The sequence below is a fragment of the Stenotrophomonas maltophilia group sp. vghtpe118 genome, assembly GCF_052605195.1.
This window is the reverse complement of sequence record NZ_CP199672.1, coordinates 3,697,663-3,721,155: the sequence shown is the minus strand read 5'-3', so window position 1 is coordinate 3,721,155 and position 23,493 is coordinate 3,697,663. Positions and strand designations below refer to the sequence as shown.

At 66.9% G+C, this 23,493-nt stretch carries 14 protein-coding genes, 2 tRNA genes and 1 other RNA gene; 6 read left to right on the top strand and 11 right to left on the bottom strand.

The genetic code is table 11. The features are described 5' to 3' along the window. Nucleotides 1-49: 49 nt before the first annotated feature. Entirely contained in the window at nt 50-493 is a 444-nt protein-coding gene (locus ACUDTM_RS16945; protein WP_343646327.1) for a GNAT family N-acetyltransferase, read from the top strand. A 56-nt stretch (nt 494-549) separates the two neighbouring features. On the opposite strand, the gene ACUDTM_RS16940 is transcribed toward ACUDTM_RS16945, so the two are convergent. Then, nucleotides 550-11,439 (bottom strand): autotransporter-associated beta strand repeat-containing protein, encoded by a 10,890-nt coding sequence (locus tag ACUDTM_RS16940; RefSeq protein WP_445391419.1) that lies wholly within the window; start codon nt 11,437-11,439, stop codon nt 550-552. Nucleotides 11,440-11,797: 358 nt separating this feature from the next. Then, on the bottom strand, nt 11,798-12,115 hold the full coding sequence (locus ACUDTM_RS16935) for a DMT family transporter (RefSeq protein ID WP_072168255.1): 318 nt from the start codon (nt 12,113-12,115) through the stop codon (nt 11,798-11,800). Nucleotides 12,116-12,415: 300 nt separating this feature from the next. On the opposite strand from ACUDTM_RS16935, the gene ffs reads away from it, so the two are divergent. Further along, nucleotides 12,416-12,506, top strand: an RNA gene (gene ffs / locus ACUDTM_RS16930) — signal recognition particle sRNA small type. A gap of 156 nt (nt 12,507-12,662) precedes the next feature. Here the strand turns inward: ffs and ACUDTM_RS16925 are convergent. Both ACUDTM_RS16925 and ACUDTM_RS16920 read right to left on the bottom strand, forming a co-directional pair. Next, on the bottom strand, nt 12,663-13,430 hold the full coding sequence (locus ACUDTM_RS16925) for an MBL fold metallo-hydrolase (protein WP_072168256.1): 768 nt from the start codon (nt 13,428-13,430) through the stop codon (nt 12,663-12,665). Continuing rightward, nucleotides 13,430-14,179: a 3-deoxy-D-manno-octulosonic acid kinase gene (locus ACUDTM_RS16920; RefSeq protein WP_072168257.1), complete on the bottom strand. Its 750-nt coding sequence runs from the start codon at nt 14,177-14,179 to the stop codon at nt 13,430-13,432. The genes ACUDTM_RS16925 and ACUDTM_RS16920 overlap by 1 nt, the downstream gene beginning before the upstream one ends. A 20-nt stretch (nt 14,180-14,199) precedes the next feature. Here ACUDTM_RS16920 and ACUDTM_RS16915 point away from each other — a divergent pair, with 20 nt between their 5' ends. Beyond that, complete coding sequence (locus ACUDTM_RS16915) at nt 14,200-15,246, top strand: glycosyltransferase family 9 protein (RefSeq protein ID WP_088497821.1); 1,047 nt, start codon at nt 14,200-14,202, stop codon at nt 15,244-15,246. Between the two features lie 18 nt (nt 15,247-15,264). Here ACUDTM_RS16915 and ACUDTM_RS16910 read toward each other — a convergent pair whose 3' ends face one another. Beyond that, nucleotides 15,265-15,669, bottom strand: coding sequence for a DUF6165 family protein (locus ACUDTM_RS16910; protein ID WP_005415482.1), 405 nt, complete (start codon nt 15,667-15,669; stop codon nt 15,265-15,267). Between the two features lie 541 nt (nt 15,670-16,210). Beyond that, nucleotides 16,211-16,301 (bottom strand) — tRNA-Ser (locus ACUDTM_RS16905). A gap of 166 nt (nt 16,302-16,467) precedes the next feature. On the opposite strand from ACUDTM_RS16905, the gene ACUDTM_RS16900 reads away from it, so the two are divergent. Beyond that, entirely contained in the window at nt 16,468-17,172 is a 705-nt protein-coding gene (locus ACUDTM_RS16900) for a PP2C family protein-serine/threonine phosphatase (RefSeq protein ID WP_072168259.1), read from the top strand. A 69-nt stretch (nt 17,173-17,241) separates the two neighbouring features. Here ACUDTM_RS16900 and dnaQ read toward each other — a convergent pair whose 3' ends face one another. The 3 genes from dnaQ to ACUDTM_RS16885 are packed head-to-tail and all read right to left on the bottom strand — an operon-like array spanning nt 17,242 to nt 19,087. Then, the gene (gene dnaQ / locus ACUDTM_RS16895) at nt 17,242-17,973 is read right to left on the bottom strand and encodes a DNA polymerase III subunit epsilon (RefSeq protein WP_049415209.1); all 732 of its coding nucleotides are present in this window, start codon (nt 17,971-17,973) and stop codon (nt 17,242-17,244) included. A 4-nt stretch (nt 17,974-17,977) separates the two neighbouring features. Next, complete coding sequence (gene rnhA, locus ACUDTM_RS16890; protein ID WP_088496270.1) at nt 17,978-18,430, bottom strand: ribonuclease HI; 453 nt, start codon at nt 18,428-18,430, stop codon at nt 17,978-17,980. 12 nt (nt 18,431-18,442) lie between these two features. Beyond that, the gene (locus tag ACUDTM_RS16885) at nt 18,443-19,087 is read right to left on the bottom strand and encodes a methyltransferase domain-containing protein (protein WP_334271948.1); all 645 of its coding nucleotides are present in this window, start codon (nt 19,085-19,087) and stop codon (nt 18,443-18,445) included. 11 nt (nt 19,088-19,098) lie between these two features. Between ACUDTM_RS16885 and gloB the strand changes: the two genes are divergently transcribed. Together gloB and ACUDTM_RS16875 are read left to right on the top strand one after the other, a co-directional pair. Then, nucleotides 19,099-19,863 (top strand): hydroxyacylglutathione hydrolase, encoded by a 765-nt coding sequence (gloB, locus tag ACUDTM_RS16880; protein ID WP_334271947.1) that lies wholly within the window; start codon nt 19,099-19,101, stop codon nt 19,861-19,863. Further along, entirely contained in the window at nt 19,860-21,062 is a 1,203-nt protein-coding gene (locus ACUDTM_RS16875) for a lytic transglycosylase domain-containing protein (protein ID WP_072168262.1), read from the top strand. The genes gloB and ACUDTM_RS16875 overlap by 4 nt, the downstream gene beginning before the upstream one ends. A gap of 181 nt (nt 21,063-21,243) precedes the next feature. Here the strand turns inward: ACUDTM_RS16875 and ACUDTM_RS16870 are convergent, their stop codons facing one another. Together ACUDTM_RS16870 and ACUDTM_RS16865 are read right to left on the bottom strand one after the other, a co-directional pair. Beyond that, a complete protein-coding gene (locus tag ACUDTM_RS16870) occupies nt 21,244-23,199 on the bottom strand; it encodes a peptidyl-prolyl cis-trans isomerase (protein ID WP_088496266.1) in 1,956 nt (651 codons plus the stop codon). Nucleotides 23,200-23,382: 183 nt separating this feature from the next. Next, a tRNA-Asp gene (locus ACUDTM_RS16865) sits at nt 23,383-23,459 on the bottom strand. Between the last annotated feature and the right edge of the window lie 34 nt (nt 23,460-23,493).

The window sequence follows — 23,493 nt, the reverse complement described above, 5'->3', positions numbered from 1 at the left end:
AGCATAACCCAGAGGCCACCCAGCCCCATCCGCACGCTATGGTGGCTGCATGAGCCTTCGTGTCTACCAACCCGCCGACGCACGCGCCTGCCTGTCGATCTTCGACAGCAACGTACCCACCTACTTCGCGCCCGAAGAGCGCAGCGACTTCGAACGCTTCCTGCGCGAGCAGGCCACGGGCGGTGCATTCCAGGTGATCGAGCGCGATGGAAACGTCGTCGCCTGTGGTGGCCTCTCGCGCCGTGGCGACGGCAGCGCCGGCTTCTGCTGGGGCATGGTGCAGCGCGCGCTGCACCGCCAGGGGCTGGGCCGCACACTGGCACTCGCGCGCCTGCGCCAGGCCGGAGCGGATCCCTCGATCAAGCGCATCGCGCTCAGCACCAGCCAGCACACCCAGGGCTTCTATGCCGGCCTGGGTTTCCAGGTGGCGCGCATCGTGCCCGATGGGCATGGCGCCGGGATCGACGCCGTTGAAATGGAGCGGGAGCTCTAGCGCTCCCGCCCCGGTGCCATCCGCGCAGGGCGTGGTTCTACCGCCCGCCTGCTCCCTCAGAACCCGACGCGCAGGTTGATCTGCCCGCCGACATCGCGGCGGCCATCGCCATGCTGGCCCTGCACGAACATCGACAGCTGGCTGTTGCGGCCGAAGCCGACCGCCACACCCACCTGGCTGACCAAGGCATTGCGTGCCATCACCGCGCTGTAGACATCGAAGGCGTCGCCGCCCACCGCGAAGCGGTTGCGGCTGGCCACATCGGTGTCACCCGAGGCGTGCTGCCAGCCCAGGCCGACCGTGAGCTGCGCCGGGAAGCGCTCGCCGCTGCCCACGTCCCAGCGCCCACGCACGCCCACGGTGCTGACATTGAGCGTGTCCTTGCCGCCTTCCAGCACCAGTGCCGCGCTGCCGCCCTGCTCCACCGCACGATCGCTGTCGACCCAGTGCTTGGTGAACTGCACATAGGGCTGCAGCTGGGTCCTGCCGTGGGTCCATGTCCAGCTGCCTTCCACCTGGGCGATGGTCACATCGGAATCCTGGCGGCTGTACAGGGTCTGGCCCAACAACGGCACTTCACGCGTGGTGCGCGTCCGGTAGTCACCGCGCGACACGCTGCCGCCAACCGCGAAGCCGTTGTTCCACTGTCCCTGTGCATACAGGCCGAACGTGTGGCCACGCAGGCGGGCCCGCGAGCTGCGATCATACAGCCGCGTATCCAGCCGTTCGTTGCCGGCCGCTGCACCCAGCACCATATGCTCGCCCAGCTGCCAGTCGACACCGGCCATCAGCGCATTGCGATTGGCGCGGATCTCGTCGCCATTGCCGTCGCCATCCTGCCTGAACACCTTGCCGCTGCCGGCCAACCAGGCCGAAGCGCGCTCGCCACGCACGGTCGGCAACTCGCTGCCGAGTCGCTGGCGGATGCCTTCTTCCAGGTAGTTGTCGTACAGCAGCACCGCGCGGCTGGCCGCGTGCACTTCACCGGAGAGCTGTTCGAATGCGCTGCGCGCAGTGCCGGCGTCATACATCAGCACCGTGTTGTACAGGCCCAGAGCCGCGCCACTCTGCGGCAGGCTGTCCAGCGCCGCGGCGGTGTTGTACTGGTTGCGCGTGTTGGTCACGGTGGTGAACGCTGCGGTCTGTGCCACGTCGATCTGCAGGTTGGCCGTGTTGGCGGTGTAGACCGGGGTGATGGTCAGGAAGGCCGACGGCGAGGTTGCCGAGGCGAACTGCCCACTCACGCCACCGCCCGCATTGACCACCGTGTACTGCTGGCCCTGCTGGTAGCTGGTGCTCGGCGAAATGGTATTCACCCGCACGGTGCTGCCGCCCACATTCGCGCTGCCGCCCACCTGCACCGTGTCGCTGCCGGTGGCGCCCAGGTCGATGCCCAGCGTGCTGCCCGGTGACAGGTTCAGATTGCCGCCCACCGTGATCGTGCCGGTGCCATTGCCTGCACCACTGCCATTGCCCGCGCCATTGCCCGGCGACAGCACGCCGCCGCTGGACACCGTCACGCCACCGCCGGTACCACCGATGGTGCCGGTGCCGGACAGGGTCGTACCACTGCCGATGGTCCACTGGCCGCCGATCGTGCCGGTGACATTCAAACCGCCGCCGGTGACCTGGCCGGTGCCGCTGAAGCCACCACTGTTGCCGCCCAGATTCAGCGTGCCCGGGCCGGCCTGCACGATGCTGCCACCGCCGGTGATGCTGCCGCCAAGCGTGGTGGTGCCACCGGTATTGATGACCAGGCCACCGTTGTTGGTGATGTTGCCGGTGATCGCGCCGCTGGCTCCACCATTGCCGACCTGCACGGTGCCGCCGGCATTGATGGTGGTACCCCCGGTGTAGGTGTTGTTGCCGGTCAGCGTGAGGGTGCCGGTGCCGGCCTGGGTCAGGCCGCCACTGCCGCTGATGGTGCCGCCCACCGTGGTGTTGCCGCCGACGTTGAACACGAGGCTGCCGTTGTTGGCAACGTTGCCGGTGATCGCACCGCTGGCGCCACCATCGCCGACCTGCAGCGTGCCGCCGGTGTTGATGGTGGTGCCGCCGGTATAGGTGTTGTTGCCGGCCAGGATCACGGTACCGGTGCCCGCCTGGGTCAGGCCACCGCTGCCGCTGATGGCGCCGCCGACGGTGGTGTTGCCGCCCACGTTGAACACCAGGCTGCCGTTGTTGGTGACGCTGCCGCCGATCGCACCGGTGGCGCCGCCATTACCCACCTGCAGCGTGCCACCCGTGTTGATGGTGGTCGGGCCGGTATAGGTGTTGTTGCCGGTCAGGGTCAGCGTACCGCTGCCGGCCTGGGTCAGGCCGCCACTGCCGCTGATGGTGCCGCCCAGCGTGGTGTTGCCGGCCACGTTGGACACCAGCGTGCCGTTGTTGGTGACATCACCGACGATCGAGCCCGTTGCTCCGCCATTGCCCAGCTGCAGCATACTGCCGGCGTTGATGGTGGTGCCGCCGGTATAGGTGTTGGTCCCGGTCAGCAGCAGCGTACCGCTGCCGGCCTGGATCAGGCCGCCGCTGCCACTGAGGGTGCCGCCCAGCGCGGTGTTGCCGGCCACGTTGGAAATCAACGCGCCATTGTTGGTGATGTCGCCAGCGATGGCGCCGGTCGCGCCGCCGTTGCCCACCTGCAGCGTGCCGCCGGTATTGATGGTGGTCCCACCGGTGTAGGTGTTGTTGCCCACCAGGGTCAGCACACCGCTGCCCGCCTGGGTCAGGCCACCACTGCCGCTGATCGCACCGCCGACCGTGGTGTTGCCCGCAACGTCGAACACCAGGCTGCCGTTGTTGGCAACGTTGCCGGTGATCGCGCCGGTCGCACCGCCATTGCCCACCTGCAGCGTGCCGCCGGCACTGATGGTGGTGCCGCCGGTATAGGTGTTGTTGCCGGTCAGGGTCAGCGTGCCGCTGCCGGCCTGGGTCAGGCCGCCACTGCCGCTGATGGTGCCACCGAGCGTGGTGTTGCCGGCCACGTTGGATACCAGCGCACCGTTGTTGGTGATGTCGCCGACGATCGCGCCGGTCGCACCGCCGTTGCCGATCTGCAATGTGCCACCGGCATTGATCGTGGTTCCACCGGTGTAGCTGTTGTTGCCGGTCAGCACCAGCGTGCCACTGCCGGCCTGGGTCAAGCCGCCGCTGCCGCTGACCACCGCGCCCACGGTGGCCGTCGTACCCAGGTTGTAGACCAGGCTGCCGTTGTTGGTGATGTCGCCCAGCACCGAACCGGTGCTGCCGCCGTTGCCGATCTGCAGCGTACTGCCACCGTTGATGGTGGTGCCTCCGGTATAGGTGTTGTCGCCGCTCAGGGTCAGCGTGCCGGTACCGCTCTGCACCAGGCCGCCGGTGCCACTGAGCACGCCGGCGAACGTGGTGCTGGCGTTGTTGCCGCCGGTGGTCAGCGTTGCAGCGCCCAGCACCACGCTGGAACCGGTCACGCCAGCGAGGCCTCCGATGCTCTGGCTGCCACCGGCACTGATATCCAGCGTACCGGCACCGGCCAGGTTGACCGTGCTGGCACCGGACAGGCTGCCACCGGCCGCCACCGCCAGCGTGCCACTGTTGATGGTGGTGGCACCGGTATAGGTACTCGCACCGCCGAGGGTGACCGTCGCCGCGCCATCCTTCAGCAGGCCGCCAGCGCCGCTGATCGGGCCGTTCAAGGTCAGTGCGTTGCTGCCGCCCAGAGTCAGCGTGCCGCTGGCCAGCTGCACGGTGTTGGCCAGCGTCAGCGCGCTGGTGCCATCCAGGCTGGCGTTGCCGCCTACGGTCAGCGCACCGGTTCCCAGCGAACCGTCGTTGCCCAGTAGCAGGCCACCGGCATTGAGGGTCACGCCGCCCGTGAAGACGTTGACGCCAGTCAAGCCCTGGATGCCTGCGCCGTTCTTTACCAGCCCCCCTGCACCTCCGATGGTGCCGGCGAACGTGGTATTGCCCACGCCATTGAGGGTCAGCGTGCTGCCACCCAACGCCACTGAAGAGCCTGCCACGCCTGCCAGCGAACCGATCGCCTGCGCGCCCCCCGCACTGATGTCGAAGGTGGTACCGGCGTTGGCCAGGTTCACCGCACCCGTCGCAGCGAGGCTGCCACCGGCGCCGATCGCCAGCGTGCCGGCGTTGATGGTGGTGCCACCGGTGAAGGTGTTGGTGCCGGTCAACGTCTGGGTACCGGAGCCTTCCTTGATCAGCCCACCGGAGCCGGCCACCGAGCCACTGAACGTGCCATTGGTGGCGTCTCCGATCGTCAGCGTGTTGGCGCCCAGATTCACCGTGCCGTTGCCGATCAGGGTACCGAACTGCTGCGTGCCGCTGCCTGCCGACAGATCGAAGGTCGCCCCCGAGGCCAGGTTGACGATGCCACTGGCGTACAGGCTCGCGCCCGCACCCAGTGCCAGCGTACCAGCGTTGATGTTGGTGCCGCCGGTATAGGTGTTGGTGCCGTTCAAGGTCAGCGTCGCGGCACCCTCCTTGGTCAGGCTGCCGGTACCACTCAGGTTGCCGTTGAGGGTGAGGTTGTTGCTGCCCAGGACGGTCAACGCGTTGCTGAGGATGAAGTTGTTGCCGAGGATGACCGCAGTGTTCGAATCGAGCGTCGCAGCGCCTCCGACCGTCACCGTACCGGTGCCCAGCGCAGCATTGTTGCCGACCACCAGGCCACCGGCGTTGAGCGCCACGCCACCGCTGAAAGTGTTGGCGCCATTGAGCGTCTGCACGCCCGCACCGTTCTTGATCAGGCCGCCACTGCCGCCGATCACACCGCTGAAGGTGCTGTCCACGGTGCCGCCCAGGGTCAGTGTGCTGCCGCCCAGCGCCACCGTGCTGCCTGCAACGCCGGCCAGCGAACCGATGGCCTGGTTACCCGCGGAGATGTCGAGCGTGCCCGCACCGGCCAGGTTCACCGCACCGGTTGCGGCGAGGCTGCCACCGGCACCGATTGCCAGTGTGCCGCTGTTGATGGTGGTCCCCCCGGTGTAGGTGTTGGCACCGCTCAGGGTTACGGTGGCCGCACCGTCCTTGATCAGTCCGCCCGTGCCGGAAATCACGCCCCCCAGCGTCAGCGCCTGGCTGCCGAGCAGATCGAGGCTGGCACCCGCTGCCAGCCCGATGTTGTTGGCAAGGCTGACGCCGGTCGTTGCATCCAGCGTTGCGTTGCTTCCGACCGTCAACGCGCCGCTGCCGAGCGCAGCGCTGTTGCCGACCACCAGGCCACCGCCATTCAGTGCAACGCCACCACTGAACAGATTGGCGCCACCCAGCGTGAGGATGCCGGCGCCATTCTTGGCCAGGCCACCGGTGCCGGAAATCGCGCCATCGAAGAGGCTGTTGCCCACACCACCGAGTATCAGCGTCTGTGCCCCCAGGCTCACCGTCGAGCCGGCCACGCCGTTCAACGATCCGATGGTCTGGTTGGCACCTGCGGTGGAGATGTCGAAGCCGGTGCCCGCAGCGCTCAGCGTCACCGCACCGGTCGCGGCCAGGCTGCCGCCCGGACCAATCGCCAGCGTGCCAGCGTTGATGAAGGTGCCGCCGGTGTAGGTGTTGGCACCGGTCAGCGTTTCGATGCCCGCGCCCACCTTGGTCAGGCCACCGGTGCCTGCGATCGAGCCACTGAAGGTGCCATCGGTGGCGCCGCCGACCTCGAGCGAGTTGGCACCGAGGTTCACCGTACCATTGCCGACCAGCGTGCCGAACTGCTGCGTGCCGCTGCCGGCAGACAGATCCAGCGTGGCACCCGTGGCGAGGTTCACGGTACCGCTCGCCGCCAGGCTGGCACCGGCCCCCAGCGCCAGCGTGCCGGCATTGATGTTGGTGCCACCGGTATAGGTGTTGGCGCCGTTCAAGGTCAGCGTCGCGCTGCCATTCTTGGTGAGGCTGCCGGCCCCGGACAGGACGCCGTTGAGCGTCAGTGCATTGGTCCCGAGCACGGTCAGCCCGGCGTTGAGCGCGATGTTGTTGGCCAGCGTTGCCAGGCCGGTGGTATCCAGCGTGGCGGCACCACCAACGGTCAATGCGCCGGTGCCCAACGCCGAATCATTGCCAAGCACCAGTCCGCCCGCGTTGAGCGTTACGCCGCCGCCAAACGTGTTGGCACCGGACAGCGTCTGTACGCCCGCGCCTGCTTTGATCAGACCGCCGCCGCCACTGATCACGCCATCGAACGCGGCGTTGCCGGCCGTACCGAAGGTGAGCGAATTGCCGCCCAGCGCCAGGGTGCTGCCACCCGCACCGTTGAGCGCGCCGATGGTCTGGCTGCTGCCGGCACCGGAAATATCAAAGCCAGCGCCTGCACCCAACGTGACATCACCCGCTGCAGCAAGGCTGCCGCCCGCGCCCAGCGCCAACGTGCCGGCATTGATGGTGGTACCGCCGCTGTAGGTGTTGGCACCGGACAGCGTCAGCGTGGTGGCACCATTCTTGACCAGGCTGCCATTGCCGCCGACCACGCCCGACAGCGTCAGCGCATTGCTGCCCGGCAACGTCAGTACGACGCCCGAGCCCAGCGTGACCGCATTGCCGAGTGTCACTGCCGCGCCCGTGTCCAGCGTGGTGCTGGCATTCACCGCCAGCGCGCCGGTACCGAGCGCACCATTCGCACCGACCACCAGGCCACCGCCGTTCAAGGTCAGGCCGCCATCGAAGGTATTGGTGTTGTTGAGGGTCAGCAGGCCCGCACCGTTCTTGATCAGGCCGCCATTGCCGGCCACCACGCCACCGAGGGTGAGATCGTTGCTGCCGCCCAGGGTCAGCTGCGTACCGGCACCGAAGTTCACTGCGTTGGCCAGGTTCAGCGCCACGGTGCTGTCCAGCGTGGTCGTGCCACCAATGCCCAGTGCACCGGTACCGAGTGCGCTGGCGTTGCCGAGAATCAGGCCACCGTCGTTGAGTGCAAGGCCACCACTGAAAGTATTGGCACCGGACAGCGTCTGTACGCCCGCGCCTGCCTTGATCAGACCGCCGGTACCATCGATCACGCCGGCAAAGCTGCCACTGCTGGCGCCGCCAAAGGTCAACGACTGCGCGCCCAGCACCAGCTGGCTGCCTGCCACGCCGTTCAGCGCGCCGATGGTCTGCGCCGCACCGGCTGCGGAGATGTCCAGCGTCGCACCGGCACCCGCAAGATCCACCGCGCCGGCCGCGGCAAGACTGCCGCCCGCCCCCAGCGCCAGCGTGCCGGCGTTGATGGTGGTGCCACCGGTGTAGAGGTTGGCGCCGGACAGAGTGAGGCGGGCCGCGCCGTCCTTGATCAGCCCACCGGCACCGAATACCGGACCGGTGAGCGTCAGGTCATTGCCGCCCAGCACGGAGAGATTCGCACCGGCGGCCAGGCCGATGAGGTTGCCTACGGTGAGTGCAGACGTTGCATCCAGCGAAGCGTTACCGCCCACGTCCAGCTGGCCGGTACCCAGTGCCTGCGCATTGCCCAGCTGCAGCAGGCCCGCGTTGAGGCCGACACCCCCGCTGAAGGTGTTGGGTCCATTCAACGCCAGCGTGGCCGTACCATTCTTGACCAGGCTGCCAGTGCCACTGATGAGACCGCCCAGTGACACGTCCTGGCTGCCCAGCAGATCCAGCGCCGCGCCTGCCCCGAGGTTGACGTTGTTGGCGAGGTTCAGCGCTGCTGAACTGTCCAGCGTGGCAGTGGCGCCCACCGACAGTGCACCGGTGCCCAGTGCGCCGGCGTTCCCCAGGAACACGCCGCCGCCGTTGACGGTGAGCCCACCACCGAAGCTGTTGGCGCCGTTGAGGGTCAACGTGCTGGCACCGTTCTTCACCAGCCTGCCGGTACCGGACACCACGCCACCCAGCGTGATCGCCTGCGAGCCCGGCAACGACAGCGCCGCACCCGCGCCCAGGTCAACATTGTTGGTCAGGCTCAACGGGGCGCTGCCATCGAGCGTGACGTTGCCGCCGATGCCCAGTACTCCAGTACCGAGCGCGCCGCTGTTGCCCAGCAGCAGGCTGCCGGCGTTTGCGTTCAGTCCACCGCTGAAAGTGTTGGTGCCGTTCAAGGTCAGTGTCGACGCGCCATTCTTGACCAGGCTGCCGGTGCCAGTGATGTTGCCGCCCAGGGTCAGGTCCTGGCTGCCCGGCAGGTTCAGGGCCGCGCCGAGGTTGATCGCATTGCCCAGGTTCAGCGCCGCAGTGGCGTCCAGCGAGCCGTTGCCACTGACCGTCAGCGCACCGCTTCCCAGCGCACCGGCGTTGCCCAGCACCAGGCCACCGGCCGCAAGATTCACCCCACCGCTGAAGGTACTGGCACCGGTCAGCGTCTGCACGCCGGTACCCTGCTTGATCAGCCCACCGGTGCCGCCGATCACGCCGGCGAAGGTCTGGTTGGTGGCATCACCGAAGGTGAGCGTGCTGCTGCCCAGCGCCAGGGTGCTGCCCGCCACACCGGACAATGCACCGATGGTCTGGTTGCCACCCAGCGAGATATCCAGTGCGCTGCCAGCGCCGGCCAGGCTGACCGCGCCGGTCGCCGCCAGGCTGCCACCACTGGCCAATGCCACCGTTCCGGCATTTACCGCCAGTCCACCAGTGAACGTGTTCGCGCCGCCCAACGTCAGCGTGGCAGCGCCGTTCTTGACCAGGCTGCCGCTCCCACCAATGACACCCCCCAGCGTCAGCGCATTCGAGCCCAGCACATTGAGCGAACCACCGGCGCCAAGCGTGATGCCATTGCCCACGGCGAGCCCGGCGCTGGCGTCGAGCGATACCGCGCCGCCGACGTTCAGTGCCCCGGTTCCCAGTGCACCGCCGTTGCCCAGCACCAGGCTGCCCGCGTTGAGTGCCAGACCACCGCCGAACGTATTGGCGCCGTTGAGGGTCAGCGACGATGCACCATCCTTGATCAGGCCGCCAGCGCCGCTGATCACCCCGTTGAACGTCAGCGCCTGCCCGCCAAGCAGATTCAGGCTGGCACCCGATGCGAGGCTGACAGCATTGGTCAGCGCCAGCGCCGTGGTGCCGTCGAAGGTGGTGTTGCCGCCGACAGAGAGTGTACCGCTGCCCAGCGCGGCGGCATTGCCCAGCAACAAGCCACCGGCGTTGAGCGCAACACCGCCCGTGAGGCTGTTGACGCCCGACAGGGTCTGCACACCGGTGCCGACCTTGATCAGGCCGCCGGTGCCTGCGGCGAACGTGCCGCTGTAGCTGGTATTGCCCAGCCCGCCCAGGGTCAGGGTGTGGCTGCCGAGGTTGACCGAACCGCCGAGGCCGGCCAGCGAGCCGATGGTCTGGTTGGCCGCCGCCGAAAGATCCAGGCTGGTGCCAATGTCCAGCGAGATCGCACCGGTGGGCGACAGGCTGCCGCCCGCGCCCAGCGCCAACGTGCCCCCGGCCAGGTTGAAGCTGCCGCTCAGCGAATTGGCACCGTTCAAGGTCAGCGTGCCGGCACCGTTCTTGGTCACGTTGCCGGCACCGGATATCGAGCCACTCAATGTCAGCGCATTGCTGCCCAGCAGGTTCAGCGAGCCCCCGCCATTGACCACCAGGTTGTTGCCCAGGGTGAAGCCTGCCGTCGTATCCAGCGAGGCGCTGCCACCGACGGTCAGGTTGCCGCTGCCGAGTGCACCGGCATTGCCCAGCAGCAGGCCGCCGGCATTGAGGTTGACGCCCCCGGAGAACAGGTTTGCGCCGCCGAGAGTAACAATGCCGGTGTTGCTGACCGTCAGCCCACCAGCGCCTGAAAGCACGCCATTCAAGCCGAACGCATTGGTCCCGGCCAGGGATAGATTGCCGCCGAGGTTGAACGCATTGACCAGATTCAGACCGGCCGTGGAGGATGCGATGGCACCGCCGTTGGCCGTGAACAGCCCTGTGCCGAATGAACCGGCATTGTTGAAATTGACCAGGCCATCATTGAGCGTCGTCGGGCCGGATGCGCCCCACGCGCCCTGCAGGTTCCAGGTACCGCTGTTGACGGTGAGCTTCTGGAAGTTGAGGTACTGGTTCCAGCCCAGTGTGGTCACCGCTCCGCCGGTGCCTGACCCGGGACCGGCGGAACTGTTCTGCAGCACCAGCGCGTTGTTGCCCGCACCGCTGCCGGTACCCGCGTCGACCGTTCCCGCTGCCGCAACCTTCACCCCGGTAACACCCGTAATCACGCCGGCAAGGGCGGTGCCACCGCCGGCCACAACGCTGGAACCCGACACTGCGGTGAAGGTATTGCCGCCGGTTGAATCACCCAGGTGAACGCTGCCACTGACCGCCCCTGCATTGAGGAACGTATTACCGCCAGAAGCGCCCAGGCCGACACGCCCGTCGATGGTGCCGGTGTTGGTCACATTGGCTGCCGCACCACCGTAGGTCACCACCGTGGTCGCGTCGGAAACGCTGCCTGCGCCGATCAACGACGTGCTGATCAGGCCGGCGTTGTTGATGGTGGTGGTGCCGTTGACGTTCTGTGCCACCAGCGCCTGTCCACCGAAGCCCAGCAGCGTTGCGATGTTGACGACACCCTTGATCTGTCCACTGGCGTTGTTGTTGACGACGATCGCGCTGTTGTTGGCGGAACCATTGCCGATGACCAGGCCGGGCGAGGCAAGGACGATCGAGCTCGGATCGATCGTGCCATTGTTGTTGACCGTCACGTTGTCGCCGGTCAGCGTTGCTGCGTTGCCTCCACCTACGATCGGCGGCGTACGCAGCAATGCACCCGCAGCGATGTTCAGCGTGAGGCCGTTGGTCGCGTTGGAGTAATTGTTGATGGTGGTGGTGCTGTCGCAGTTTACGGTCGTGGTACCCGTACACGCCGCGAATGCCGATCCACTGGCCAGTGTGGCGGCCAATGCCGCCGCCAGCTGGTGCGTCCGCAATCGCGGTATCCGCCCTGCGCTGACCGCGCTCCCCCCGGGATTCAGGGCGACCTCCGAAGCAACCTGCATTACCCCAAGGGCACGATTGAAAACCAGACGGTAAATGCGGTTCATCGGTAAATCTCCATGAAAAGACCGGATGGCACAGCTGGCAGGTTTTTTTGGAGACAATGCGGGCCACCCCTGCTCCCGATACGGGAACAAGGCCTGAAGGCATTAACTCCTGAAAATCTTCACATCTTCACCTGATCGCACCCAGGGACAGGTACGTCAGCGTGTCCCTCAAGGCGAAAACTCCCCGATTTCGCCCGACGAATGGCGGCACTGTGCGACCGGCGGTGCCAGCGGCATGTGAATCGCGCGCGTTATTTTCATGACGCACGTCAAATAAAAGAGGCCAGCAGAATGGTTTTGCCGAAAATGCATATCGCTGTATGTGGCGGGGAATCCATCCCCGCCATGAGTAAATAATTCAGCTACTGGAGAGTTTCATCAGCACCAGGCCGGGAACAATCAGCACCGCTGCACCGATCCGCATCGGGCTGACCTGCTCACCCAGGAACACGATGCCGACCACGAACGCGCCGACCGCGCCGATGCCGGTCCAGATCGTATAGGCGGTGCCCAGCGGCAGGCTGCGCATGGCCACCGCCAGCAGCCAGAAGCTGGCGATCATGCCGATGATCGTGACCACGGTGGGGGTGAGCCGGGTGAAGCCTTCGGACTGCTTCATGGATACGGCCCAGACGATTTCCAGCAGGCCGGCAAACAATAGATAGATCCAGGCCATGACGGCCCTCCTCTTGGTAGGGCCAGGCCGTCCTGGTCTTTGATTCCCGATGTGGGGGAGGTCGTTCCTCCTGGCCGGCATTCTAGCAACGGGGGCCACGCCCGGCCGCCGTGGCCAGGAACGGGTTACAGCCGGTTCAGTGCGTGAAGCTGGCGTCGATGGCCCGGCCTGCGCTAGAATGGGGGTCTGCCATCGGTAAACCGATGTGCGGTCCGGCTGTGGTCTCCGGCGCATCGCGCGCTGCTTCCCCTGATCCGTGAACTGGCCGCCCACCGGGCGGCCAACGTCTCTATGGTGGCCCCGTCGGCCCCTCGCGACGCTAGGTCGAAAACCCCGCCAGGGCCGGAAGGCAGCAACGGTATCGATCGACGCGGGCGCCGAGGCCAGCCGGCGGGGCCACCGCCTTTTCCGGCGACGCCCTCGCCTCTGGTAGATGCCAACCCTGGTTGGCGCCCTTTGCCGGGCATGGCCCCGCGCTACTACCGCGCGCGCTCCAGCGCCTCCAGTTCGGCAGCCCGCGCCGCATCGGCGGGCTGGCCGGTCCTGCTCACGGCGGATCCTGCACCAGTACGTGCGGCGCGGTCGGGTCGGCCAGCGGCACGCACTGCCCCGGCTGCGCCACGCGGTGCCCGCGCGCGGCCAGCGCCTGGCCATCGGCCACGCTGGCGTAGTGGTAGAGCATCATCCGCGCCTGCAGTTCGATGCTGTACTCACGCTCCAGGTCGTCCACGCCCGTGTGTGACGGGTTGCCGTGCAGGCCGCAGTCGTGGGCGATCAGTTCGTTGTCGTTGGCGTAGCGCGCCAGCATCTCCGGAATCGGCCGGGTATCGCCGCTCCAGGTCAGCGCGCCCTGCAGGCGCAGGCCATAGGCCGTCTCCGGCCAGTGATGGCGCACCGGAAACACCTCCAGGCGCACCCCCTCATGCCAGAACGCCTCGCCCACCACGATCAGGTGGAAGGCATCCCAGAAATTCGCACCGCCCTCGGCCAGCACGTTCGGATAGTCACCAATGCGCTTGTGCAGCAGCGGCACCACCGTGGCAGGCACGTACAGGCGCACCTTGCCGCGCCGGTTCGCATTGAAGAAAGTGTCCACGAACAGGCGCTCGAAGCCGGCCACATGGTCCAGGTGCACATGGGTGACGAACAGCGCCTGCGGCATGTGCCCGTAGTGCGCCTTGAACGCGGTGAGGCCTTCACCGCCGCAATCGATGGTCAGCCACGGGCGACCACCGCGCTCGATCACCGACATCGGCGATCCCAGCTCGACCGCCGACGCGTTGCCGACGCCGAGGAAACGCAACGACCAGTCCATCAGGTGCCCCGGTTCCAGGCCATGTCATAGGCACGGCGCAGCCGTGCGTAGTCCTTCTGCACGTCTTCCACGCTGCGCTCGCCGCGCAGCTTGACCAGCGAGCGCAGCAACCGCTTGAGGTTGCGTTCGCGCCAGCCGGTGGCCGGGATGCGGATCACCCCACGGTCGAAATCGATCAGCCAGCCATGGCCACTGCCATCGAACAGGATGTTGTGCGCGTTGAGGTCGGCATGGTCCAGGCCGGCACGGTGGAAACGGGCGATCAGCCGCCCGGCCTCCTCCCAGGGCGCGCCGCGGCCCGCAACCAGTGCGCGGTCGGCCAGCGAGCGCACGCCCTCGATCCGTTCCATCAGGATCGCGGCCCGGTAGCGCAGGCCTTCGCGCATGTAGAACGCGGCGATCGGCCGTGGCACCGGCAACTTCTTCTCGCGCAGCGCGCGCATCAAGCGGAATTCGGCGAAGCTGCGGGTCCGGTCCGAGCCGCGCCAGAGGTATTGGTCGAGGCTGATCCGGGCCGCCATGCCGCCGCGCAGGTAGTGGCGCAGCACGCTGGCACCGAACGGCGCATCGACGAACCAGGCGCTGCCGCGGCCGCCCTCGCCCACCGGGCGGGCCTTGCTGCCCCAGTGCTGGGGCGAGAACAGGCCAATATCGGCTTGCCGCAGCCGCTCGCGGTCGAACAGAATGGCCCCGATGCCGCGACCCTCGCGGCATGGCGTCAGCGCTTCATTGGCGTCGAATGCGACCATTTCATTGAGTCTAACAACACATGGCATCAGCGTCCTCCTCCTTGTGCCTCCTGCGCCTGTCCGCACTCGGCGACGTCACCCACGTGGTGCCCCTGGTGCGCACCCTGCAGGCTGCGCGCCCGGACACGCCGATCCACTGGATCATCGACAAGGTTGGCCACAAGCTGCTTGACGGCCTGCCCGGCGTCACCTTCCATGCCTACGACAAGAAGAGCGGCATGGCCGGGGTCAAGGAACTGCGGAGGCAACTGCCACCGGGGCGCTTTGAAGCGCTGTTGCAGATGCAGGTCGCGTTCCGCGCCAACCTGCTGTCGGCCTTCATTCCGGCCGAGCGCCGCATCGGATACGACCGCAGCCGCTCCAAGGACCTGCACGGGCTCTTCATCAACGAGCGTATTCCCGATCGCCCCGGCATCCACGTGCTGGATGCCATCGGCAGCTTCTGCGAGCCGCTGGGCCTGCGCCAGACCGAAGTCAGCTGGGATCTGGCCGTGCCGCCGTCCGCCTTCGAGTGGGCCGCCGCGCAGTGGCAGGACGATGGCCGCCCGGTGCTGATGATCTCACCCTGTTCCAGCCACGTGCGCCGCAACTGGTACGCCGACCGCTACGCCGCGGTGGCCAACCATTCCGTCCAGCGCGGTTGGCGGGTGGTGCTGTGCGGTGGCCGCAGCGAACTGGAGCGCCACATGGCCGATGCGATCCAGGCGCAGCTGCAGACGCCGGCACTGGACCTGGTCGGCAAGGACACGCTCAAGCAGCTGCCCGCCCTGCTGGCCCGCGCCAACCTGGTGATGACCCCGGACTCGGGCCCGATGCACATCGCCAACGCAATGGGCACCAAGGTGCTGGGACTGCATGCGGCCAGCAACCCGAACCGCAGTGGCCCGTACTCGGACCGCCGCTACTGCGTGGACCGCTACGACGACGCAGCGCGCAAGTACCTGGCCAAGCAGGCCACCGATCTGAAGTGGGGCACCAAGATCGAATTCGACGATGTAATGGAATTGATCACCGTCGAAGACGGTATCGCCGCCTTCGAACGCTACGTCGCCGACCACCTGGGGTGAGCGGCGGACTGCCCGGGATCACGTGCGCTGCGCGTAATCCTGATAGGACTTCTCTTCCACGTACGCCGAACCCAGCGCCAGGTTGATCGCCTTCTTGATGCGCGCGCGCTCGTCGTTGCGCAGGTAGACGCTGCGCGCCAGGTCGATGAAGCCCTGGTCGAACGCCTGCGCCTTCTCCTTCAGCCGGATGTCGTCCTCGATGTCCCAGAGCTGCTCGTTGACCGCCTTCAGCTCGGCACGCAGCTTGGCGATGTCCTTCACCGCGGCCGGGTGTGCCATCCAGGTCTGCTCCAGCGCCGACAGCTCCCTGCGCACATTGGCCAGCTTGCCCTCGTCGCTGATGCGCTCGGACTTGATCTGCAGGATCGAGATCTTGTCCAGCAGCTCGCCGAAGGAAACGGGGACGAGGATTTCAGCGGTCATCGGGAAAAGCTCCAGCAGGTGATGCGTACATGGTAACCCGCAGCGTCCGCACGGATATCCCGGGTAGATCCACGCCATGCGTGGATGAGCCTGCCAGCAGGAACAGCATCCACGCACCGCGCGGATCTCCCGTGATGCATCTGGAGGACCAAGCCCCTCTGTTGAGGGGCTGCCCCGACAGGGGCGGGGAGAGGCCAGCAAAGGGAGGGGCCCACACGTTGCGCAGCAACGTGTGGGGCGACGCGCAGAGCGCGTCGCGTCCCGCGCCAGATAAAGAAAAAGGGCTGCCTTTCGGCAGCCCTTTTTCTTTATCTGGCGGAGAGGGGGGGATTGTCGGGTGCATCCATGCACCCGCCCCTTCCGCGCTACGCGCTCCAGGGCCAGCCTACGGCTGTCCGGTTCTGCTCCTGCAGAACCGTCGAACCCCGTCGGGGGTTCTCATCCCCCCGCATCAGAGGTGTCGATCACTACAACAACCGCCTGCATCCCCCGAACGTTGGCCAAGAAAAAAGCCGCCCAGTGGGCGGCTTTTTTCTTTGTCTGGCGGAGAGGGGGGGATTCGAACCCCCGAGGCGCTATAAACGCCTGCCTGATTTCGAGTCAGGTACATTCAACCACTCTGCCACCTCTCCGGGTGGTCCCCGGCGGACCGGGGACGCGCATCATACGAGGAAGCGAGGCCGGCGACAAGTCATTCCGGTCAACGAAGTGAAAATTTCCTGAGTGCATGCCTTGCCGGATGCCTGCAGCCCCCCGATGATGCGTGTCTCCCCAGCAATACCCCGCCCCCCGCACCCCATGATCGAATTCGGACACCTCACCCACCCCGGCCTGCGCCGCGAGCTCAACGAAGACACCTACTACGGTGACAGCGAGCTGGCCCTGTGGCTGGTGGCCGATGGCATGGGCGGCCACGCCTGCGGCGAGGTGGCCAGCGCGCTGGCCCGCGAAACCATCGTGCGCGAGATCCGCCGTGGCGCGCCGCTGGTCCACGCCATCCGCACCGCCGACGAAGAGATCATCCGCGCCTCGCGCCGGCGCAACGACACCCTGCCGATGGGCACCACCGTGGTCGCAGCACGCGTGCACGGCAATCGCTATGAAGTGGCATGGGTCGGCGACAGCCGTGCGTATCTGTGGCGCGATGGCCAGCTGGCGCAGCTCAGCCAGGACCACAGCGTGGTGCAGGAGCTGGTCGCGCAGGGCAACCTGACGGCCGAGCAGGCACGCGCGCATCCGCATCGCAACGTGGTCACCCAGGCGCTGGGCGTGACCGATCCTGCACATCTGAACGTGGCCACCACCAGCGGTGAGCTGCGCCCGGGCATGCAGCTGCTGCTGTGCAGTGACGGTCTGACCGAGGAAGTGGACGACCGCAGCATCGCCCGCACCCTCGCCTTCGACGATGCCAGCGCACAGGAATGCGTGGACACGCTGGTCGCGGCCGCGCTCGACGGCGGTGGCCGCGACAACATCAGCGTGATCCTGGTGCGCTGCCATTAAGCGGCAGATCCACGCCATGCGTGGATACGGCACTGCCGGCCAGCGTCCGGCAGTACCCCATGCCAGGCATTACGCGCTGGCGGGCTCTTCCACCTTCGGGCCATCCCACAAGGCGTAGCCGGCCTTCTTGCGCAGTCGTTCCAGACGCGCGCTGTGCGCTTCCAGCTCAGACGGGGTGGCCACCACGCGTGGGCGCGGCAGCAGTTTGCTGGTATCGAACGCCTGCAGCGCGGCACCGGCGCCACCACCGTCATCGTCGCCCAGGCCGAAGCCGATCTCTTCCTGGCCCGAGGTCAGCGCGATATAGACGTCGCCCAGGATCTGCGCGTCGAGCAGGCCGCCATGCAGCGCACGGTGCGAATTGTCCACGCCCAGGCGCTTGCACAGCGCATCCAGCGAATTACGCTGGCCCGGGAAGCGCTCGCGCGCCATCACCAGGGTATCGATCACCGTGCAGCGATCGGTGATCTTTCCATACTGCGGGCCCAGCAACGACAGCTCGTTGTCGAGGAAGCCCAGGTCGAACGCCGCGTTGTGGATGATCAGCTCGGCGCCATCGATGAAGGCCAGGAATTCATCGGCGATCTGCGCGAAATCCGGCTTGTCAGCCAGGAACTCCAGGGTCAGGCCGGTGACTTCCTGCGCGCCCTGTTCGAACTCGCAGTCCGGCTTGATGTACTGGTGGTAGTTGTTGCCGGTCGGGCGGCGCTTGAACAGCTCCACGCAGCCGATTTCGACGATGCGGTTGCCCTTCTTCCACTCCAGGCCGGTGGTTTCGGTATCGAGGATGATCTGACGCATGGGCTCAGTTTACCGGGCTGGCGTCGCGGATCCGGATGGCCGCGTTGCGCGCCAGGGTATCCACCCGCTCATTGTCCGGATCGCCGGAGTGGCCCTTCACCCAGCGCCAGTCGATCTGGTGCCGCAGCGTCGCCGCATGCAGGCGCTCCCACAGCTCGCGGTTCTTCACCGGGTCGCCGCCGGCGGTCTTCCAGTTCTTGCGGATCCAGCCGGGCATCCATTGGGTCAGGCCCTGCCGCACATACTGCGAATCGGTGTAGAGCACGATGTTGCACGGCTCGGTCAGCGTTTCCAGGCCGGAAATGGCCGCCATCAGCTCCATCCGGTTGTTGGTGGTGTGCGCTTCGCCGCCGCTCAGTTCACGCTCGTGGCCCTTGTAGCGCAGCAGTGCAGCCCAGCCGCCGGGGCCAGGATTGCCAAGGCAGGAGCCGTCGGTGTGGATTTCAATGGTTTTCAATACAACTCCAGATCAGGTAGCAACGGTGCCGTGCCAACGCACCGGCAACGGTTTCGGCCCGGGCAGGGCCAGCGTTCGCTTTTCAGCATGGAACAGGCAGGCCGCGCGCAGTGGCGACCAACCGCCCGGGCGACGGCTGCCGGCGCCGCGCCAGAGCGGGCCGAGGAAACGCATATCGTCGCACTCCAGCCCGTGGCGGCCGAGCAGCAGGCGGATCCGCTGCGGCGTGCGCACCACCAGCCCGTGCTGGCGCCAGTGCCTGCGGTAAGGGCTGAACGGGTTGAGGCTGCTCAGCCACAGATGGCCGCCCGGCATCAGCACGCGCTCGCACTCATCGAGCAACCGATCAGCGTCAGCTGCGGTGACATGCTGCAACACGACCGCATTGACGCTTTCATTGGCCAGCGGCAGCGGCAACGCACAGCGGGTGTCGCCGGCATAGCCGTGCCCCTGCCGGTACAGGCGCAGGCCGCGCCCGCCAAGCTGCGCATCGTCCAGCCATGCGGCACTCGGCGCGATCCACAGCCAGGGCTGCACCGGCAGCAACGACAGCTGCGGCAGCAGCAGTTGCCGCTCCAGAACGCGCAGGGCTTCCGCCGGTTCGCTGTCGAACCACGGGGTCTGGCTCGCTTGACGGATGCTCTGCAGCGCGGGCATGGTCCAATTCTATGCGACTGACTGCCCTGCCCGCATTTGCGGACAACTACATCTGGACCTTGATCGACGACGACGGTAACGCCGTGGTCGTCGATCCCGGCGATGCCGCGCCGGTGCTTGCGCTCGCCGATCAGGGCCTGCGCGTGGACACGATCCTGCTCACCCATCATCACGATGACCACATCGGTGGCGTGCCGGTGCTGCAGGCACGTTTTCCTGGAGTCCGGGTGATCGCACCCGTCGAGGAGCGCATCCCCACGGCAACCGAACGGGTCGGCGAAGGTGAACGCGTTCAGGCACTGGGTCAGGCGTTCCACGTACTATCCGTGCCCGGGCATACCCGCAGCCACATCGCGTTTCACACTGCTGAACATCTTTTCAGCGGAGATTCGTTGTTCAGCCTGGGCTGTGGACGCCTGTTCGAAGGTACGCCGTCCCAGCTGCTGGCATCGATGCGCAAGCTGGGTACCTTGCCCGCGCAACTGCTGCTTTGTTGCGCTCATGAGTACACCGTGTCAAATGCCGTCTTCGCGCGGCATGTCGACCCCGCCAACGCTGCCTTGCGGCAGCGCCAAGAGGAGGCTTTGGCCATGCGCCGCGATGACCGTTCCACCCTGCCGGTAACCCTGGCCAGCGAATTCGACTGCAATCCGTTCCTGCGTGTGCACACTGCGCCGATCCGCGCGTCGGTGTCGGCGCACCTGGGCCGTGACGTCGTTGACTACGTCGACGTGATGGCCGGTCTCCGGCACTGGAAAGACGGCTTCCGCGCATGATGCGCCGAAGTCTGCCGCTGGCCCTGGGCCTGGTCCTGGGGCTGGCCGGAACCGCCGGCGCCCAGTCGCTGGGCGCTGGCATCGGCCAGAACCTGACCGCCGCCGCGGCCCTGCCGCTGGATCCGGCCGCGTTGCCGGCCGCGTCGGTCCGCAACGGCCAGGAGATCTTCTCCAGCTTCCGCGACGGCCTGGCCGAGCCCACCTGCAATGCCGAGGCCACCAGCCCGCGCTGGCAGAAGCAGTTCGCCCACGCCCCGTCGCGCCTGGCCAACCAGGATGACGATGCACTGGTGCTGTTCGGCTATGTGGTCGAAGAGCTGCGCAAGGCCAACCTGCCTACCGAGTTCGCGCTGATTCCGTTCGTGGAAAGCGGTTACCGGCCCAATGCACGCAATGGCAGCGGCCCGACCGGCCTGTGGCAGTTCATCGCCACCACTGCGCGCAATCACCGCGTGCCCATGGCCAACGGCTACGACGGGCGCCTGTCGGCGGTCGATTCCACCCAAGCCGCAGTGCGCTACCTGAAGACCCTGCACGGCATGTTCGGCGGCGACTGGCGCCTGGCCACCATGGCCTACAACGCCGGCGAGTACCGCGTGCTGCAATCGATGCGCAAGGCCGGCATGAACGCGCAGAACGCCAAGCCCTCGGCGCTGCCCGGCCTGTCGCCGGTCACCCATGCCTACGTCGAGAAGCTGCATGCCCTGGCCTGCGTGCTGGAAGATGTGGAAGACCAGCCAGGTGTCATGGCCTCGCTGGACCGCACCGTGCCCGTACTGAAGGACCACACCCTGCCCGCCGGCACCAGCGTCCAGCAGTGGGCCGCACAGCGTGCCCTGGACCCGGCCAGGATCGTCCGCCTCAACCCCGCCCTGGCGGGCGGTGGGCGCGTCTCGTCCGGCACCACCCGCGTGCTGGCGCCGGTCTCGGCCGCCAGCGCGACCGTGGCGGACACCGCCACCGCACTGGTGGCCAGTAGCGTACCTGCTGCCGCCGCCTCGCCAACGCCGCAGGTCGCCAAGACCGTGGCCGCGATCGCCGATCGTCCGCGCAGCCGTCGCCACACCGTGCGTGATGGTGAATCGGCCTGGACCATCGCCCGCCGCTATGGCATGCCGGTCAAGGCGCTTCTGTCGCTGAACGGCCTGAGCGGCAGCAGCGTGCTGAAGCCGGGCGCCGTGCTGCGCGTCGAAGACTGACGCGCAGGCCAGGCCCTCCTGTAGAGCCGAGCCCCTGCTCGGCTTTTTTCTTGCCTGCGACTTGTCGGGGTTCATGGCCAGCCGAGCATGGGCTCGGCTCTACAATTCAATTTCCAGCAGCGCCCGCACAAAAAAAAGGCCCGGCAATGCCGGGCCTTCTTCGATCTGCTCGCCGCGAGGCTTACAGGTTCGCTTCGGTGGTCTGGATCATGAACTTCTTGCGCATCGCCTCGATGTAGGCCTTGGCCGCGGCCATGCCGTCGATCTGGCTCAGTTGTTCCTTCAGCTGCTTCTGCTGCTCTGCAGTCACTTCCTTGATGTCGCCCGGATTGACCTTGTTCACCGCGAACAGCAGCGCGTGACCATTGACGTCGACCTTGCCATAGCTCGGCTTGCCTTCAGCCGGCACCGGCGCACTGAAGATCGCGCGGTTGATTTCCGGGGTCGGCACCGGCTGGCTGCGCGGCAGGCCCGGCATCGGGCTCAGCTGCAGCTTCTCGCTGGCGGCCAGCGACTGCAGGGTGGCGCCCGCCTTCAGCTTGGCCAGGATGGCATCGGCGGCCTTGTCGCTGGCCTGGCGCTGGCGATCAGCACGGATCGCAGCGATCACCTGTTCGCGGGCCTTGTCCAGCGGCAGGGCCTGTTCCGGGGTGTGTGCAGCCACACGGATGACCACGCTGTGGTTGGTCGCGCCGCCCAGGGCGATCGGGTCACTGGCGGTACCGTCCTGCACCAGCACGTCGGAGAAGGCGGCACGCAGCACGGCCGGGTCAGCGGCGATGCCGCTGGCGGTCGCGCGGGTGATCGGGCCCAGGGTCTGCAGCGGCAGGTTCACTTCCTTGGCGGCGGCCGCCAGATCGCTCGGGCTCTTGTTGATGGCATCGACCAGGCGACCGGCCAGTTCGTTGAAGCCGCGCTCGCCGTCGGCCTTCAGCTGCTCGGCAGCCAGCGTGTCACGCACTTCCTCGAACGACTTGCCTTCGCCGCCGCGTACCGCGGCCACTTTGATGATGTGGTATCCGAAGTCGGTCTTGACCGGACCGATCACGTCGCCGGCCTTGGCCGCGAACAGGGCATCGTCAAACGGCTTGCCCATCGCGCCACGCTCCACCCAGCCCAGGTCACCGCCCTGGTCCTTGGAGCCTGGATCCTCGGAGTTGGCCTTGGCCAGGGCTGCGAAGTCGGCACCGGCCGCCTTTGCCTGGGCCAGCAGCTTGTTCGCCTTGGCCTCAGCACCGGCGCCGGTAATCAGGATGTGGGCGGCCTGGCGCTGCTCCGGAGAGGTGAACTTTGCCTTTTCCTCTTCATAGCGCTTGCGCAGGGTCGCTTCATCGGCCGGGGTCGGTGCCGGCAGGTTCGCACCGTTGATCTCGACGTACTCCAGCGACACGCTCTCGGCCTGGCGGAAATCCTTGCCGTGGCTGTCGTACCACTTCTTGATCTGATCATCGGTGACCGGCGCGGTATCGGCCGGTACGGGCGGCAACGCGGCCAGCTCGACGTCGCGGGTTTCGCCCAGCAGCTTCAACAGGCGCTCGGTCTCGGCCTGGGTGACGAAGCCGGAGCTCTGCAGGCCCGATGGGATCACCGACTGCTGCAGGCTCTCACGCACCAGTTCCTGGAACTGGGTCGGGGTACGCGGCGGATTGCCACCGGCCAATGCCAGGCGGTAGTTGTTCTCGTTGAACTTGCCGTTCGAATCGAGGAACGCCGGCATGGTCGCGATGTACTCGCGCACCGCGCCGTCGCCGATCACCACGCCCGCCTGTTCACCGACCAGACGCACGACCTGTTCGTCGATCAGCTGATCGAGCACGGCCATCTTGTTCTCGGTGCTCTCGAACGCGCGCGGGTCGAAGTTGTCGCCCTGCTGCTGGCGCTCACGCATGCGCTCCTGCTCGAAACGCGTGCGGAAATCCTGCGAGCTGATCTCATGGTGCTGCCACAGCATGCGCACCGGCCACCACGACGGCGCCGAACGCCACCAGGTGGGCGGCGCGGAAACCTTGGCCACGTTCTGTGCGCCAACGCCACCGAGGTAGCTGTTGTCGATCACGAACAGGAACGGAATCATCAGCAGCCCCAGGATCACGGTGACGATCCAGCCTGAGGTCTTGTCGCGGAGTTTCTGCAGCATGGTGAGGAATCACAAGGCCTGATTGGCGAGCCCGGCAGTGTAACCCGCTTCGCCGCAGGGACCAAAAGCAGCACCGACGCGGCCTGCGCCCACTTGCGCAGGCAGGCACCACCAGTGCGTCGGCCAACTCCACATCCTGGCGCAAAGAAAAAGCCCCCGGCTTGCGCCGAGGGCTTTTAGAGTTGGCGGAGCGGACGGGACTCGAACCCGCGACCTCCGGCGTGACAGGCCAGCATTCTAACCAGCTGAACTACCGCTCCGCGCTTGAACTTTGCAGGCGCCCAGTATATCCGA

Coding starts and splice junctions, on each gene's coding strand:
- ACUDTM_RS16940 (WP_445391419.1), bottom strand. CDS start 11,439: ATGAACCGCATTTACCGTCTGGTTTTCAATCGTGCCCTTGGGGTAATG.
- ACUDTM_RS16910 (WP_005415482.1), bottom strand. CDS start 15,669: ATGACCGCTGAAATCCTCGTCCCCGTTTCCTTCGGCGAGCTGCTGGAC.
- ACUDTM_RS16935 (WP_072168255.1), bottom strand. CDS start 12,115: ATGGCCTGGATCTATCTATTGTTTGCCGGCCTGCTGGAAATCGTCTGG.
- ACUDTM_RS16885 (WP_334271948.1), bottom strand. CDS start 19,087: ATGCCCGCGCTGCAGAGCATCCGTCAAGCGAGCCAGACCCCGTGGTTC.
- ACUDTM_RS16920 (WP_072168257.1), bottom strand. CDS start 14,179: ATGGTCGCATTCGACGCCAATGAAGCGCTGACGCCATGCCGCGAGGGT.
- ACUDTM_RS16945 (WP_343646327.1), top strand. CDS start 50: ATGAGCCTTCGTGTCTACCAACCCGCCGACGCACGCGCCTGCCTGTCG.
- ACUDTM_RS16875 (WP_072168262.1), top strand. CDS start 19,860: ATGATGCGCCGAAGTCTGCCGCTGGCCCTGGGCCTGGTCCTGGGGCTG.
- ACUDTM_RS16900 (WP_072168259.1), top strand. CDS start 16,468: ATGATCGAATTCGGACACCTCACCCACCCCGGCCTGCGCCGCGAGCTC.
- ACUDTM_RS16915 (WP_088497821.1), top strand. CDS start 14,200: ATGGCATCAGCGTCCTCCTCCTTGTGCCTCCTGCGCCTGTCCGCACTC.
- ACUDTM_RS16870 (WP_088496266.1), bottom strand. CDS start 23,199: ATGCTGCAGAAACTCCGCGACAAGACCTCAGGCTGGATCGTCACCGTG.
- ACUDTM_RS16925 (WP_072168256.1), bottom strand. CDS start 13,430: ATGGACTGGTCGTTGCGTTTCCTCGGCGTCGGCAACGCGTCGGCGGTC.
- dnaQ (WP_049415209.1), bottom strand. CDS start 17,973: ATGCGTCAGATCATCCTCGATACCGAAACCACCGGCCTGGAGTGGAAG.
- gloB (WP_334271947.1), top strand. CDS start 19,099: ATGCGACTGACTGCCCTGCCCGCATTTGCGGACAACTACATCTGGACC.